General features: G+C 46.2%; 14 protein-coding genes. 9 read left to right on the forward strand and 5 right to left on the reverse strand.

Annotated features, from left to right (window positions below):
- Window positions 1-9 precede the first annotated feature (9 nt).
- The 4 genes from C8R11_RS03685 (at window position 10) to C8R11_RS03700 (ending at window position 2,724) form a co-directional block, all read left to right on the forward strand.
- The gene (locus C8R11_RS03685) at window positions 10-444 is read left to right on the forward strand and encodes a ribulose bisphosphate carboxylase small subunit (RefSeq protein WP_090701601.1); all 435 of its coding nucleotides are present in this window, start codon (window positions 10-12) and stop codon (window positions 442-444) included.
- Window positions 445-631: 187 nt separating this feature from the next.
- On the forward strand, window positions 632-1,585 hold the full coding sequence (gene cbbX / locus C8R11_RS03690) for a CbbX protein (RefSeq protein WP_090701603.1): 954 nt from the start codon (window positions 632-634) through the stop codon (window positions 1,583-1,585).
- Between the two features lie 20 nt (window positions 1,586-1,605).
- On the forward strand, window positions 1,606-1,974 hold the full coding sequence (locus tag C8R11_RS03695) for a hypothetical protein (protein WP_107794529.1): 369 nt from the start codon (window positions 1,606-1,608) through the stop codon (window positions 1,972-1,974).
- A gap of 216 nt (window positions 1,975-2,190) precedes the next feature.
- Window positions 2,191-2,724, forward strand: coding sequence for an OmpA family protein (locus C8R11_RS03700; RefSeq protein WP_107794530.1), 534 nt, complete (start codon window positions 2,191-2,193; stop codon window positions 2,722-2,724).
- A gap of 404 nt (window positions 2,725-3,128) precedes the next feature.
- Here C8R11_RS03700 and rsmA read toward each other — a convergent pair whose 3' ends face one another.
- The 5 genes from rsmA to hepT form a co-directional block, all read right to left on the reverse strand.
- Complete coding sequence (gene rsmA, locus C8R11_RS03705; protein ID WP_107794531.1) at window positions 3,129-3,911, reverse strand: 16S rRNA (adenine(1518)-N(6)/adenine(1519)-N(6))-dimethyltransferase RsmA; 783 nt, start codon at window positions 3,909-3,911, stop codon at window positions 3,129-3,131.
- Window positions 3,901-4,929 (reverse strand): 4-hydroxythreonine-4-phosphate dehydrogenase PdxA, encoded by a 1,029-nt coding sequence (gene pdxA / locus C8R11_RS03710; protein ID WP_107794532.1) that lies wholly within the window; start codon window positions 4,927-4,929, stop codon window positions 3,901-3,903. The genes rsmA and pdxA overlap by 11 nt, the downstream gene beginning before the upstream one ends.
- Complete coding sequence (locus tag C8R11_RS03715) at window positions 4,929-6,338, reverse strand: peptidylprolyl isomerase (protein WP_244907536.1); 1,410 nt, start codon at window positions 6,336-6,338, stop codon at window positions 4,929-4,931. The genes pdxA and C8R11_RS03715 overlap by 1 nt, the downstream gene beginning before the upstream one ends.
- 51 nt (window positions 6,339-6,389) lie before the next feature.
- On the reverse strand, window positions 6,390-8,621 hold the full coding sequence (locus C8R11_RS03720; RefSeq protein ID WP_107794533.1) for an LPS-assembly protein LptD: 2,232 nt from the start codon (window positions 8,619-8,621) through the stop codon (window positions 6,390-6,392).
- A gap of 376 nt (window positions 8,622-8,997) precedes the next feature.
- Complete coding sequence (hepT, locus tag C8R11_RS03725; protein ID WP_107794534.1) at window positions 8,998-9,309, reverse strand: type VII toxin-antitoxin system HepT family RNase toxin; 312 nt, start codon at window positions 9,307-9,309, stop codon at window positions 8,998-9,000.
- 217 nt (window positions 9,310-9,526) lie between these two features.
- Between hepT and C8R11_RS03730 the strand changes: the two genes are divergently transcribed.
- From C8R11_RS03730 to C8R11_RS03750, 5 genes are all read left to right on the forward strand, one after another.
- Window positions 9,527-10,150, forward strand: a complete 624-nt coding sequence (locus tag C8R11_RS03730) for a DUF3465 domain-containing protein (protein ID WP_107794535.1) — start codon at window positions 9,527-9,529, stop codon at window positions 10,148-10,150.
- 99 nt (window positions 10,151-10,249) lie between these two features.
- Window positions 10,250-10,414, forward strand: a complete 165-nt coding sequence (locus C8R11_RS16025; protein ID WP_219908536.1) for a hypothetical protein — start codon at window positions 10,250-10,252, stop codon at window positions 10,412-10,414.
- Between the two features lie 217 nt (window positions 10,415-10,631).
- Window positions 10,632-12,005 carry a glutamine synthetase family protein gene (locus C8R11_RS03740; protein WP_107794536.1) on the forward strand — a complete coding sequence of 458 codons (1,374 nt, stop codon included), beginning with the start codon at window positions 10,632-10,634 and terminating at the stop codon, window positions 12,003-12,005.
- Complete coding sequence (locus C8R11_RS03745; RefSeq protein ID WP_107794537.1) at window positions 12,005-13,396, forward strand: aldehyde dehydrogenase family protein; 1,392 nt, start codon at window positions 12,005-12,007, stop codon at window positions 13,394-13,396. The genes C8R11_RS03740 and C8R11_RS03745 overlap by 1 nt, the downstream gene beginning before the upstream one ends.
- A 12-nt stretch (window positions 13,397-13,408) precedes the next feature.
- Window positions 13,409-14,572, forward strand: a complete 1,164-nt coding sequence (locus C8R11_RS03750; protein WP_107794538.1) for an iron-containing alcohol dehydrogenase — start codon at window positions 13,409-13,411, stop codon at window positions 14,570-14,572.
- Window positions 14,573-14,600: the final 28 nt, after the last annotated feature.

Below are 14,600 nucleotides of genomic sequence, written 5' to 3' on the forward strand. Positions count from 1 at the left end.
GAAACTATTATGATGACCAATACAGGTAATCTGCTTACGCAAGGACAGTTTTCTTTCCTACCCCCACTGACTGATAAGCAGATCTCGGCACAGTTGAAATATGCGCTAAAAAATGGCTGGGCAATCGGCATTGAATATACCGATGACCCCCATCCACGTAACACATATTGGGAAATGTTCGGCAACCCCATGTTTGATTTGAAAGATCCTGCTGGAATTCTGATGGAAATCAACAGTTGCCGTAAAACTTTTCCAAATCACTATATCCGCGTCACAGCATTTAACTCTTTACGCGGCGTAGAGAGTCCGACAATGTCATATATTGTTAATCGACCGAAAAAAGAACCAGGCTTTGGTCTGGTGCGACAAGAAGGCGCAGGCAGGAGTGTAAGTTACAGTATACATTCTTATGCAACTGATAAGCCTGAAGGCGAGCGTTACTAAAATCAGGTGTTCTCTCTCTTCGAAGCGGAAGAGAGAGAATTCGTAAATTGCGCGATCGTTTTAGATTAATGAATAATTTGTTGTATTTTCGATAAAAAACTTGACTGACACAATAAACCAAATCAATTTGAATTGATGCGTGCTTCCTGTGTCTATTCTATGAAGTCTCAAACAAGGGATCAAGCACATGTCCAAGCAATCTGAAAAACAAACTTCATCCGACGATTCACAAATTGATTTAGATGCGGAATTTCGCAAATCCAACATCAAAGAAGTGTTGGACAAACTGGATCGGGAGTTGATTGGCTTAAAGCCCGTGAAAACGCGCATACGTGAAACCGCGGCACTGTTGCTTGTTGATCGCGTTCGCAAACAGATGGGTTTGTCTGCGGGCGCCCCCAGCTTGCATATGTGTTTTACCGGAAATCCTGGAACCGGAAAAACAACTGTAGCGCTACGCATGTCCGAAATCCTTCACCGATTAGGTTATGTACGTGAAGGCCATCTTGTTTCTGTCACACGCGACGATCTAGTCGGTCAGTATATCGGTCACACCGCCCCCAAAACCAAAGAAGTTCTCAAAAAAGCAATGGGAGGTGTTTTATTTATTGATGAAGCTTATTATCTATATAAACCAGAGAACGAACGTGATTATGGTGCGGAATCCATTGAAATACTGTTGCAAACGATGGAAAACAACCGCGAGGATTTAGTCGTAATCCTGGCTGGTTATAAAGACCGGATGGATAAATTTTTCCACAGTAACCCTGGTATGCGTTCGCGCATAGCGCACCATATTGATTTTCCGGATTATGACGCAGATGAATTAGTTGCAATTGCCAAGTTGATGTTAGCAGATCAGAATTACCGATTGAGTCCGGCTGGAGAAGAAGCATTTGGTAAATACATCCGCTTGCGCATGACAATGGAGCATTTTGCAAACGCACGTTCAGTTCGTAATGCACTTGATCGTGCACGACTTCGCCAGGCTAACCGGTTATTCATTGGTACGAAGAAGGCATTGACTAAAACTGATCTGATGACACTCGAACCGGAAGATATTCTTGCAAGCCGTGTTTTTCTTGAGGGCAAGCCGGATAGTGGATCAACCGCCATTACGGAAGCAAAAGAACAGGGATAAAACATGTTGTCTTAAATGATATGAAGTCGTTACCTAAACCGTTACGTATATTTCCTAAAAAAATTGAAGCGGCCTGTTATAACCGGGCACGCCTTGCCCAATTGCGGACAAAGGGTGCTTTACGCGTGTCATTGCAAAAACATCGTGGTCTGGAGGTGATTCTTAACGCTGATAATTGGTTATGTGTTGACAGTTTTGCTGAGGATCAACCGGTACTGGCATGGTGCGATTTTGAAGTACATGCGCGTAGTGATTTACATCGACCTATCGCCACTAAATTATGGCTTTTTCATAGCTGTTCCGGTCTGATCATGGGTTCTGCACTAGATGATCTGCATCAAACGCTGAACGAAATGGAGATTTGTCAAAGTGAAGTGACAGGATTCTAATAATCAATTTTTCCAAGACTTGCCATGTGATGGACACGATTTCCTCATGCATGAATTTTGCTTCTACATGGCATCATACTAACGTTCGTCTGGGGGGAAAACGAAGTTGATCCACTATCGAGGCGTTTAAATAGCGCTAAAGCTTATAAATATTTAGGACGTTTGATACAGCGAGCAGCAGTTTCATTAGTAAGTCATAAATATTTATTTGAGATCATGATAAAGTTATCAAGATATAGTTTTGTCAGTTTTACTTTGATTATGCTTGTTACAGGATGTGCTAACAACATAATCAAAAATTCAAAAAGCGAACTCTATGGTATTTTAAACAGCAAAGGCTTTAGTGTTAAAGAAACAGATAGCAGTATATTAATTTATTTGCCTGAAATATCTTTTGCTTTTGACAGTTATGTACTTAATGAGCGCGCATACGATAGACTGTTTATTATTAGCGAAGTACTTTACAATCCAGAAATGGTATCCAGCAGTATCAATGTGGAAGGGCACACTGATTCTCGTGGCAGTGACAAGTATAACGAGAAACTTTCATTATTACGAGCCAGGACGGTGGCGGAAGCCCTTATATCAAGTGGTGTAAACATTGACAGGATTACAATCAGAGGCTTTAGTAACAAGCATCCACTCGTCTCAGATGAAACACAGGAAGGCGGAGATAATCCAGAAGGTCGAGCACAGAACCGCAGGGTTGAAATTGCTGTTGTATTCGCAGAAGAGAGTGCGCCACCATAAACATATTGTTTAGCTGGTTTGTCAAATCTGACTATGAGCGCACGCGTCTCTGAAATTTCTCGAGCAAATGTGGCAGATGTTGTTCCAGCATTGTTGCCTTATCAGACAATTCATCGTTGGGTAGCAGTCCAACTTGTGTGCAGCCGCAGTGTTTTAACTTTTTTGAAAATCCGGCTCCAGTCCCCTGGCAATTTGAATTGTTCCGTCAAATGTGGCGTCTGTGGGGTTATACACCGAGCCAGTTTTCATAGCAGCTTTGCCAGATACTACAAGCGACAGAAAATCTGGTTTTTTTACCGGTGTGTGGCGATAATGAAAGGTTTCAGGACGTCAGCTATCTTTCGAAATGCCTCTAGAGGCTCCTTGAATATTCGACAATGTATCCATCCGGTTTCTAATTGATATCAATTACTTTGTGCGCTTTCAGCCAGATAATTTGCGATGGAAATATATTGTTCAACGGATATATTTTCTGCGCGTAAACCTGGGTCGATTTCGAGATACGTGAAATCTTTTTTTGTGAGAAAAGTTGCCAGCGTGTTTCGTAACGTTTTGCGTCGTTGTGAAAATGCGGCAGCGACGAGTTTGGACAGAAGCGTTTCATCAATTGCTGTTAACGATTTTTTTTGAATGGGTTGCATATACACGATAGCTGATTCGACTTTAGGCGCAGGATGAAAAGATTCTGCCGAGACATTAAATATCTGTTCCATTTGAAATCGGTATTGCAGCATGACAGACAGGCGGCCATAATCGGAAGTGGAGGGTTTGGCAACCATGCGCTCGACGACTTCCTTTTGCAGCATGAAATGCATGTCCAAAATGGATTCTGAGAATTGACTTAGGTAAAAGAGCAGAGGGGTTGATATGTTATAAGGCAGGTTGCCGATAATGCGCAGACTGCCGCCCAGTATAGCAAAATCAAACTTTAACGCGTCGATAGAATACACAGTCAGTTTTTCTTGTGAAAAGTCTTTTCTTAATTTTTCAACAATATCCCGATCCAATTCTATGGCAATCAGGTGATTAAGCGTTTGTAACAGAGATTTTGTCAAGGCACCCAGTCCTGGGCCGATTTCGACCATGCGGTCATCCGGCTGCGGGTGAATGGTATCAATAATGCTTGATATGACCTGCTGATCGATCAGAAAATTCTGACCAAAACGTTTACGGGCTTTATGTGCCATGCGTTGCAGATTTGTTTTGTTTTTCTTTGTTTTTTGTGTTGGCTGCTAACGTAATTGCCATTTCGATGGCGGTAAGCAGACTGCCGGCATCCGCATTGCCGGTGCCGGCCAGGTCCAGTGCGGTACCGTGATCGACAGAAGTGCGAATAATCGGCAATCCGAGGGTTACATTCACGCCGGCGCCAAAACTTGCATGTTTGAGTACCGGCAATCCCTGGTCATGGTACATGGCGAAAATACAGTCATAGTGCGCAAGTTGCGATGGATTGAACAAGGTGTCAGCCGGTAGTGGACCGCTGAGCAGGAAGCCTTCCTCAAGCAGTTGATCCAGTACCGGAATGATGATGTCGATTTCTTCCCGGCCCAGATGACCCGATTCGCCGGCATGTGGATTCAGGCCGGCAACTGCAATACGTGGACGGGAGATTCCAAACCGGTTAATTAAATCATGATGAATAATCCGCAGCTTGCTATCCAGGCATTCGCGCGTAATTGCGGCAGGGACATCCTTAAGCGGCAGGTGGGTGGTGGCAAGTGTTACCCGCATGCCGCCGCCAACCAGCATCATTACGACTTGACTGTCTGTGAGTTTTGCCAGATATTCGGTATGCCCGGTAAACGTGATACCTGCATCGTTTATGATGCCTTTGTGAACAGGTGCAGTAACCAGTGCGTCATACCGGTTCTGGCAACACCCGCTGACGGCATGTTGCAATGTATCGAGAACATAAGGTGCATTGGCTGTGTTTAAAATACCCGCAGTCACAGTCTGCGCCGTTGGCAGGTGGAAAATTTGTAAATGCCCGGTCTGATGGCAGCTGGGTGTTGCCGTGGCGGCATCAGTCAGTTTTATGGGGATTTGGAGCTGTTGTGCGCGTTGTTCCAGTAATTGCCTATCAGCAATGATAACAAGCTGGCAAGGCAATGACTGCTGTGCAATCTGAATACAAAGGTCGGGGCCGATGCCTGCGGGTTCACCCGCGGTCAGTGCGATGGTCGGTAAATTTTTAGCAGACATCAAATGTCTTCAGCCCGGTATTCAATATAAGCCTGGTCACGGAGCTGACGCAGCATTTCCTGAACGACAACTTCCGCTTTTCTTGAACGAATCGCCTTGCGGGCGGTTTCGCGTTGATGCTCGTTACTGACATCCTGTGTTCTGCGTTCAATCACCTGTATTAAATGCCAGCCGAACTGCGATTTAACCGGATCGCTGATTTGTCCCGGCAATAATGCATTCATGGCTTTTTCAAATGGCGGAACGGTATTGCCGGGTGAGAGCCAGCCGAGATCACCGCCTGATGAAGCACTGCCGTCTTCAGAATGCAGTCTGGCTATTTCTGCAAAATTGGCACCGTTATCGATGCGTGCTTTCAGGTCAGTTATCTGCTCTAGTGCGTCACTTTCTGAAGTTAATTCGTTAACCTTGATGAGAATGTGACGCACCTGCGTCTGGTCGATGACGACATTTTTGTTTTCCTGTTCGCGTCGGTCCAGCAATTTAAAGATATGAAATCCATTAGGGCTTTGTACGACAGGTGTGATTTCTCCTATTTCCAGTGGCGAGAGCAACTGGGCAAATGTGGGACCCATTTGCGTAATGGGACGCCAATCCAGTACCCCGCCGTTCATGGCATCCGGTGCATCCGAAAATTCGGCGGCGACATGCGCAAAGTCAGCGCCTTCCTGCAGTTTCTCCAACGCCAGTTCGGCACGTTGGCTTTTTTCATGGATTTGTGTGTTGTCCATATGTTCAGTCACCGAAATCAGAATATGCGCGAGCAAATATTCATCATTGCCGACAGCGGAAGTTTCCTGGGTTCGCAGAAAATTATCGATTTCGCCTTCTGTTACATTGACCTGACTGGTAATTTGTCTTTCCTTCAATCTGGCCATGATAATTTCGTCACGAATTTCGTGACGAAATTTGTTAAAACTGATGCCGTCCTGCTCGAGCACTGAATAAAATTCCTGTATCGACAGCTTGTTCTCGTCAGCAATACGCTGGATAGTTTCATCCAGTTCGCTGTCGCTGACAGACATGCCGATTTCCTTGGCATGTTGTAATTGTATGGATTTGATGACAAGTGTTTCCAGCACCTGTGTTTGCATTGAATCCGGCTCGGGTGGTTCTATGCCCTGCTGCATCAGATTTCGAGTGGCTGTAGTGACGGCATTATCCAGTTCTTTCTGGGTAATGACTTCTTCATTCACGATAGCTGCGATCCGGTCAAGAACGATTTTGTCTTGTGCCGCCGGCATTTGATCGGGGATTTCAGTGTCGGTATCAGGTGCATCATTGATATTGTCAGAAATGGATGCCTCTGTTTCCATTTCTACATCTGTCATTGTTTCTGCCGCAAGACTTACCGAAAGCAAAAAAAGAAATGCGATTAGTGGGTAAATAGTGATGTTTCTTTTTTTCATAAATGTAACAAAGAAAGCAACGATCTTTTCAATAATAATTGGGTTTAAATTTCAATAAATACTTGCATAGCCAGGAATACTTTGCTCCAGAATGCGTAGTGGATTAGAGCCAATATCCATCAGACCGTTCAATTCGAGTTGCACGAAAACGGCCGTTGTCGTTTTCGTTGTTGCTGTCGTGAGTTTTTGTACGACGACGCGGAACTTATAACAACAGGAAATGTATTCAAAACCCGCTAACCCCGCCAGTAACCGGTCGTCCCGTAACGAATAATTGACGCGTGCCACCGTATGCCAGTTTGAAAAAAACGGCCATTGTATAGAAGTATCAACCTGTTTGATGGCTGTATTAAGCTGGTTCACGGGGATGTCAATCTGTTCACGGACATCACGTGTGTAACGATAACCCAGATTAATGACTTTGCCTAATTCCGGCCGATAACTGATGCCGCCGCGAAACTTTTCCGTACGCAGTTCACTTTGATCCAGTTGTATATTAAGGTCGGTACTGATTTCCTGTGTCAGACGACCGGAAAGCGCGGCGATAAAATCTGCCTTGCGACTGGTAACCTGTGATGAATCCAGAATCACGCGGCGATCCCTGAAACGAAACTGCTGACCAACAGCGACGCGCAATCGTTCAATACCGGTCGCAGGCTCGATTAAGCGTGAAGTCAGCGCTAAGGTAATCTGGTTTGCATCGTTAATACGGTCACTGCCGCTGAAACGGTTTTCCGTCAGCATTTGTGCAAAACTGAAATCCGATTCAGCCGAATCGAAGTTAGGCAGAAAGCTTTGGTCTTCAAACGGTACATAAACATAATAAGCGCGTGGTTCAAGCGTCTGAATATAGTTATTGCCCCTGATACTCATATTGCGATCAAAAATAACGCCACTATCCAGGCTGACGATCGGTATCAGGCGGTCCGGATTGCTGCCCGCATTACCCGCAGCAGTAGACAACGCATAATTGGTATAGTGCATGCCGAATTTGGGCGTCAAGAATCCATAGGAATTGCGAAATGGAAGACTGACCGTTGGAAACATGGTCAGCCGTTTGCCATCAATACGGGTCGGATGTGCGAAATTGCTCCAGCTTGCGTTCATCGCAAAATCCAGACCCCCTACATTGCGTTTGATCGCATTCATGGTTACTTGCGGCAAACGTTTGTAAGGTGAAATTGTCAGTAAATCAAAATTCTGATCAACAAAGGGGTCCTGCAAAGTCTGAAAACGCTGCGCAATTGCAGAAACACTTAACGTGCCATCATGGCCTAATGCGCCATGATAAAACATGCCGGCTTGCTGCAGCAGGTTTGTCCGGCTGGTTTGCGACAGATTGTTGGACAGGTCGCGTAAAAAACGATCATCTGATACACGGTTATAATCAAGTTGACCGCGCCAGCCGTGCCCTAAATACTGCGCATGCTGGAATGAAACACCATAACGTGTTTCATGCGAATCAATGTCTCTGGGCAATACATCCGCAAGGAACTGGCCGTGGACGTTTTCGCCGATATAGCGCAGCTCGTTATTGACCATGAAACCACGTCTCGACATGACACGCGGCGCGATGGTTGCGTCAATATTCGGTGCGATATTGAGATAAAACGGTATGGCCAGATCGGCGCCACTGCGGGCAGTATGGCCAACAATAGGCGCTAAAAAACCGGTTTTACGGCGGCCACTGTAAGAAAAATCCAGCCACGGAGTATACAAAATGGGTACGCCTTTGAAACGTACACTGACATTACGCGCCACACCGACTTCTTTTTCACTGTCGATTTTCAGATCATCCGCCAGAATAAACCAGTCCTCATCACCGACAGGACAGGTCGTATAACTGCCTTCTTTCAAGCGATACTGGTTTTTTCCTTCGAATAACAGTTTTTCGCCGGCGCCGCGGCCATCGCCTTCTTTCATGGTGTAACGGGGATCGGAGAGAAAACCGATCTCTGTATCCAGATTCAGTTTGAGATAATTGCCTTGAATGAAATCGTTTTTTCTGTCCAGACGAATGTTTCCTGTTACTTCGGTTTCATTGGTCGATGGAAAATATTTCATTCGATCGGCTGTCAACGTATTATCGCCATAACATAGTTGCGCATTTCCGATTGCTTCCATTTCCTGCTCATAAATGCCTTCAACACGATCTGCTTTGATGGTGACAGGTTTCTGGCGGGGTTTAATGACAACGTCTTCAGCAATTAAATTCGAAGAAATGCAAAAACATATGATCAGATAGTTAAGCGAACGCAAAGAGCAATTTTTTTGTTTTTTCATGCTTAATATTCAGCGCCTGATTGTGTTTGTTGCCGTTTGTTAATCCAACAAGTCATCAGCCATTGTTACGGTGCTATTGCTATTCCGGACATTCATTGTGAAGAAATGTATTTATTTAAATAATGTTTTATGGGTGATAAGAACCAGACCGGGGGCTAAAAGTACGCTATGCCTATAATATCAAGCGCTAAATTATAAGCTAAAGCGTTGTAATAACCCAGCGATGAAATCAAAAAATTGCATGCTGTTGTTATTGTCGCAGTCGCACGGTTGTCGGGACGATTAAAAGAGTGTTGTAGTTTTGATAAAACGACTGCGTGATTTATCAGGGTGGGCAGTTACAGGGCGTCAATCACCCACCCGCATACTGACTGATTTAACGTGCAAACTGACGAAAGCCGGTTACCGATTGTTCGCAAACAGCATAAATGACATTACAGTCGTTTGCTTCATACTGATGCACCGCAATATTTCTGAAACCGACGGCTTTTTTCATCGGGTCACATGTTTGCGAAGAAATAGCGCCGATTTCTTCAAGCACAACAAATACATTGCCCATCGTCTGTGGCGCAGATTGTTCGGTATCACTGATGACGTGACTGCCGATGTCCACGCTCAATTGCACGGCGCGAGTAATGTTAAGTACCAGGATATCCTGTAGTGCAGGTTGACACAGAATTCTAAACACCCTCTCATGAACGACCTAACACGGCCATTGGCGGAATAACACCGAAACAACAGCTTGCTCTATTTGATCATTAACCTCTACTTCTAACTTCGGTTAATAATGGGGGGGTTACCCTTCGATTATCATATTTTTTACTAAATTAAATTTATTATCGCAAGCTGTCTGCCGTTATGGTCTTCTGAGTATTTTTATATTTTCCCCGTATAATTTATAACTTATGAAATTAACTACCTTGCTGTTCCTGGCATTAATTCCATCAATAGCCGCTGCAGAGAATTTTCTAATCAATAGCAATAAGTTATTTAATTTTGCTGAGGAATCTTATCCTGAGTTATTTAGTCCCGCTGGAGTAGCAACTACTACTCTGGATGAATATCTGGTTCGTTACTATCCCAATACTGATACCTATATCGGTACTCGAAGCAAGGAAGTTTATGTCTATGGTGATGATTTTAATGGGTTGTTGAGGGCGGGAGTAATTACCGACTACATTGAGTTAGAAGCCGATGGAGATGAATTATTAGCTCAATTTTTTGCTAATGTGCAAAGTAATGTTCAGGTTTCCGGGACAGGTGTCGTGATTTCTATTTTGTCAGATGATCTTAGTGGCAGCCGTCATCAGAGATTCATCATTGAATTAAAGTCAAAGCAAACACTACTGATAGCTCACAATATAGATTTGGCGCCAAGAATTGATACGTTAGCAGTAAATGATCCAATTGAATTCTTTGGTGAATACGAATGGAATGATAAAGGTGGAGTCATCCACTGGACGCATCGTGATCCTGAAAAAATTCATGAGAATGGCTGGATTTTTCATAATAATATTATCTACCAATGATCTTGTATTGATAGTCGCAATATTAAAAAATTAGCCTTTTGCAATCACACCGATTCAAAATCCAAAAGTCCGATGATCAGTGTGTGTCACTTTAATTCCATGAAAATAATTGGCTCCCTGACCAGGGCTCGAACCTGGGACCTGCGGATTAACAGTCCGCAAGCCTGGCGTTATCTGCATATCTGCGCTATCGACCCGCAAGCATTTCGGTTACGGCGCTACCCGATAGAAGTGCTGGGTGCGTTGTCGCATCGTTATGGATAAAGGTTATCGATAATGATGTGGCTGTTTTAAACAGAGTGAGGTTTGCGGCACTATTACGCTGAAGGCATTATGCAATTGAATTTGTATTGATAAGCCTGTAGATAACCGGATAAACTGAGATGACTTGTAACAAGGTCACACTGCGTTAATAGTCTTGCGGTAATCTATAAACAGACCGGTTCATGTAACCAGTTGTTAATAACGATTTGAGGTCGCCATGCTAAATCCCAGAGCTGTTAAAACGATTGAAGATGCCAGGTTGATTGTCACTGAACGTAACGCGACACATGTGAAGATCGGTGTGTTTGATATCGATGGTATTCTGCGCGGTAAATATATCAACAAGGACAAGTTTCTGGCGGCGCTTGAAAAGGGACTTGCCTTTTGTGATGTGATTCTGGGATGGGACTCGAAAGATCAGCTTTATGATAATACCGCTTATACGGGCTGGCATACCGGATACCCCGATGCAACGGTACGTATCATTCCGGAAAGCTGCAGGGAGATCCCTTTTGAAGATAACATGCTGATGTTCATTTGCGAATTTGCCGGTGACGCGGCGGCAATCTGTCCGCGCAATGTGTTGAAGCGGGTGATCGATAATGCGCAGGAAATGGGATTTGATCCCTTTGCCGCACTTGAATATGAGTTTTTTATGTTCAGGGAAACGCCTGAAAGCGTGCGTGAGAAACATTTCAAAAACTTGCAACCGCTGTCACAGGGCTGGTTTGGTTATTCGTTGCTGCGTAATTCAGTGTACGCTGATTTAATGGATCAGATCCTGCAGATGTCTGAGATCATGGATTTTCCCATCGAAGGGTTGCACGACGAAACCGGGCCGGGTGTGCTCGAAGCCGCACTTGTGTTTGATCATGCCGAATATGCGGCTGACAAGGGCGCGCTATTCAAAACTTTTATGAAAGTGCTGGCACAGCGAAATGATTTGATGGCCACTTTTATGGCCAAATGGTCGATGGATTATCCCGGACAAAGCGGCCATATCCATTTATCACTGCGCAACCGCAGCGATGGACGTTCTTCGTTTTATGATCCTGATCAGGCACATTGTATGAGCGCCATCCAGCGTCATTTTCTGGCTGGCCAGCAACGCCTGATGCCGGAATTTTTATGTCTGGTTGCGCCAACCATTAACAGTTATACCCGGTTGATTCCCGGCGCCTGGGCACCGACGGGCGCGACCTGTGGCGTGGAAAACCGAACCACGGCGTTGCGTGTTATTCCCGGCAGCGAACAGTCACAGCGTATTGAATACCGTGTGGGCGCATCTGACGGTAATCCCTACATTACCCTTGCCGCAGCGTTGGCGTCCGGTCTTTACGGTATTACCAATCAATGGGAGCCCGAACCATTGATAACCGGCAATGCCTATGATTATCCGTTGCCTGCGCATTTGATGCTGCCGGTAACATTGTGGGATGCGGCGCAGCGGTTAAAACATTCTGAAGCCGCACGCACGCTTTTCGGCGATGCGTTTGTCGACCACTATACTGCTACCCGTGAATGGGAGGAACGCCAGTTCCGCAAGCATGTTTCCGAGTGGGAAATGGAACGCTACTTCGAGATCATCTAATGGCATCTACACTCAAAACATTCAGTCCAATTGACGGCTCTCTTTTTGTTGAACGTCCTTATGCGAACAGTGAGCAGGTGCGTACAGCGTTAACAAAAGCTGAACAGGCGCAGGCTGCGTGGCGCAATACACCGCTCAGTGAACGCAAAGCGATATGCAGCCGCGCTGTTGATGCGTTTGTTGCTGACAGCGATGTCATTGCCAGAGAGTTGTGCTGGCAAATGGGCAGGCCCATTCAGTATGCAGCGAACGAAATCAACAGTTTTGCCGAGCGGTCGCGCTATATGATTGCAGTGGCCGATGAGGCCCTTGCGCCGGTGCAGGTCAGCGAGAAAACAGGTTTTATACGCTATATCGACCGGGAACCGGTAGGTGTGGTGCTGGTCATTGCGCCATGGAATTTTCCGCTGCATACACCCATTAATGCGATTGTTCCCGCGTTGCTCGCAGGTAATGCGGTATTGCTTAAACATTCAGCACAAACACCATTGTGTGCCGAGCGCATCTTTGCGGCGTTTCAGCAGGCCGGAATACCTGAAGGCGTTTTCCAATATCTGCATATGACGCATGAAGTCACCGAAGCGATAATCCAGTCGGGGACGATTAATTTTGTGGCGTTTACCGGTTCGGTGTCGGTGGGTGCAAGCATTGAAAGACTGGCCGCCGGACGTTTTGTCGGTGTTGGTTTAGAGCTGGGCGGTAAAGATCCGAGCTATATTCGTGCCGATGCAGATCTGGATTATGCGGTGGATAATACAGTGGATGGTGCGTTCTTTAATTCGGGGCAATCGTGTTGCGGCATTGAGCGCATTTATGTGCATGAATCGATTTATGACCGCTTTGTCGAGAAATTTGTGGCGCTGGTCAGGCAATACCGGTTGGGGCGGTCTGATGATCCTGAGACGATGCTGGGACCTTTGGTGAATGCGGCAGCGGCAGCGTTTGTCCGGGGCCAGATCAACGAGGCTGTTGCGCAAGGTGCCGTGGCGCATATCGATCCGGCTGATTTTTCCATGGATCAGGAAGGAACGCCTTATATGGCGCCTCAGGTACTGACGCAAGTCGACCACAGCATGCGGGTGATGACAGAAGAGAGCTTCGGGCCGGTCGTGGGGATTATGAAAGTGACGTCCGATGCGCAAGCGGTAATGCTGATGAACGACAGCATGTTCGGCCTGACTGCATCCGTTTTTTCTCAGGATATCGAAATTGCAGCTACTCTGGGACAGCAGATTGAAACCGGCACGTTTTTTGTCAATCGCTGTGATTATCTGGATCCCGAACTGGCCTGGACCGGCGTGAAAAATACGGGACGGGGATGCACTTTGTCTAAACTGGGTTTTAATGCGTTTACACGACCCAAGTCTTACCATATCAAAATTGTTTCGTAAGGGGGACGTTTAATGTCCGATCTGACAGCCAGCTGGAATTATCCCAATGCAATCAGCGTAGGCAAAGGGCGTATTCAAACATTACCTGCAACGTGCAAACAGTTGGGTATGCAGTCGCCGTTACTGATTACCGATCCGGGTCTGGCGGCATTACCGGTGATTCAGGAAACCATTGATCGTTGCGCTGCAGCTGATTTGCGATGCGGATTATTCAGTGAAATCCAGAGTAATCCCACCGGGCGGAATGTCAGCGATGGCGTCAATGCCTATCGCGCCGGCAACCATGACGGCGTGATTGCAATGGGTGGTGGCTCCGCACTGGATGCTGCCAAAGCAGTGGCGTTGATGGCGGGTCAGAACCGTCCACTGTGGGACTTTGAAGACAGCAACGATAACTGGATGCGTGTCAGCGAAGCGGGTATGGCTGCTGTGATTGCTATTCCCACTACCGCTGGAACCGGTTCGGAAGCCGGTCGCGCCGCCGTCATTACCGATACCGAGCATCAGATTAAAAGAATTATTTTCCATCCTAGAATGTTGCCGGAACGCGTCATTCTTGACCCGGAATTAACGGTGTCGTTACCTGCACAGATCACCGCTGCTACCGGCATGGATGCGCTGTCGCATAATCTGGAAGCATTTTGTGCGCCTTTCTACCATCCGATGGCGGACGGTATTGCGATGGAAGGCATCCGGCTGGTCAAAGATTATCTGCCCAGAGCCTATGCACAGGGACAAGACCTCGAAGCGCGCACGCAGATGCTGGCCGCCTCGCTGATGGGCGCGACTGCTTTTCAAAAAGGGCTGGGTGGCATGCACGCCATCGCGCATTCGTTAGGCGCGCTTTATAATGCACATCACGGTTTGCTCAATGCCATTCTCATGCCGTATATTCTTAAAGCAAATCGGACAGCTATAGAAATCCGGATTGAACATCTGAGCCGTTATTTAATGCTGAGTGATACATCATTTGACGGATTCCTGAACTGGATCTTGGAAATACGCAGTCAGCTGGGTATTCAACACAGCTTGTCTGCAATCGGTATTGATACCGCCCAGGCAGAGCGCGTCGGTGCGATGGCGGCCGTCGATTCAGCCGCTGGTGGCAATCCGATTGCCTTCAACGCGCAACGTTATGCAGCAATTTTTACCGATGCCGTCAATGGTGCGCTTTAACAATCCTTTAACCCGATAATATTACAAG

The sequence above is a fragment of the Nitrosomonas aestuarii genome, from assembly GCF_003046585.1.
In the GTDB taxonomy this organism is placed as follows: Bacteria; Pseudomonadota; Gammaproteobacteria; order Burkholderiales; family Nitrosomonadaceae; genus Nitrosomonas; species Nitrosomonas aestuarii.

Bases quoted from the DNA above. Each gene is read 5' to 3' on its own strand.
- C8R11_RS03685 (WP_090701601.1), top strand. From the start codon at position 10: ATGATGACCAATACAGGTAATCTGCTTACGCAAGGACAGTTTTCTTTC.
- cbbX (WP_090701603.1), top strand. From the start codon at position 632: ATGTCCAAGCAATCTGAAAAACAAACTTCATCCGACGATTCACAAATT.
- C8R11_RS03695 (WP_107794529.1), top strand. From the start codon at position 1,606: ATGAAGTCGTTACCTAAACCGTTACGTATATTTCCTAAAAAAATTGAA.
- C8R11_RS03700 (WP_107794530.1), top strand. From the start codon at position 2,191: ATGATAAAGTTATCAAGATATAGTTTTGTCAGTTTTACTTTGATTATG.
- rsmA (WP_107794531.1), bottom strand. From the start codon at position 3,911: ATGGCACATAAAGCCCGTAAACGTTTTGGTCAGAATTTTCTGATCGAT.
- pdxA (WP_107794532.1), bottom strand. From the start codon at position 4,929: ATGTCTGCTAAAAATTTACCGACCATCGCACTGACCGCGGGTGAACCC.
- C8R11_RS03715 (WP_244907536.1), bottom strand. From the start codon at position 6,338: ATGAAAAAAAGAAACATCACTATTTACCCACTAATCGCATTTCTTTTT.
- C8R11_RS03720 (WP_107794533.1), bottom strand. From the start codon at position 8,621: ATGAAAAAACAAAAAAATTGCTCTTTGCGTTCGCTTAACTATCTGATC.
- C8R11_RS03730 (WP_107794535.1), top strand. From the start codon at position 9,527: ATGAAATTAACTACCTTGCTGTTCCTGGCATTAATTCCATCAATAGCC.
- C8R11_RS16025 (WP_219908536.1), top strand. From the start codon at position 10,250: ATGAAAATAATTGGCTCCCTGACCAGGGCTCGAACCTGGGACCTGCGG.
- C8R11_RS03740 (WP_107794536.1), top strand. From the start codon at position 10,632: ATGCTAAATCCCAGAGCTGTTAAAACGATTGAAGATGCCAGGTTGATT.
- C8R11_RS03745 (WP_107794537.1), top strand. From the start codon at position 12,005: ATGGCATCTACACTCAAAACATTCAGTCCAATTGACGGCTCTCTTTTT.
- C8R11_RS03750 (WP_107794538.1), top strand. From the start codon at position 13,409: ATGTCCGATCTGACAGCCAGCTGGAATTATCCCAATGCAATCAGCGTA.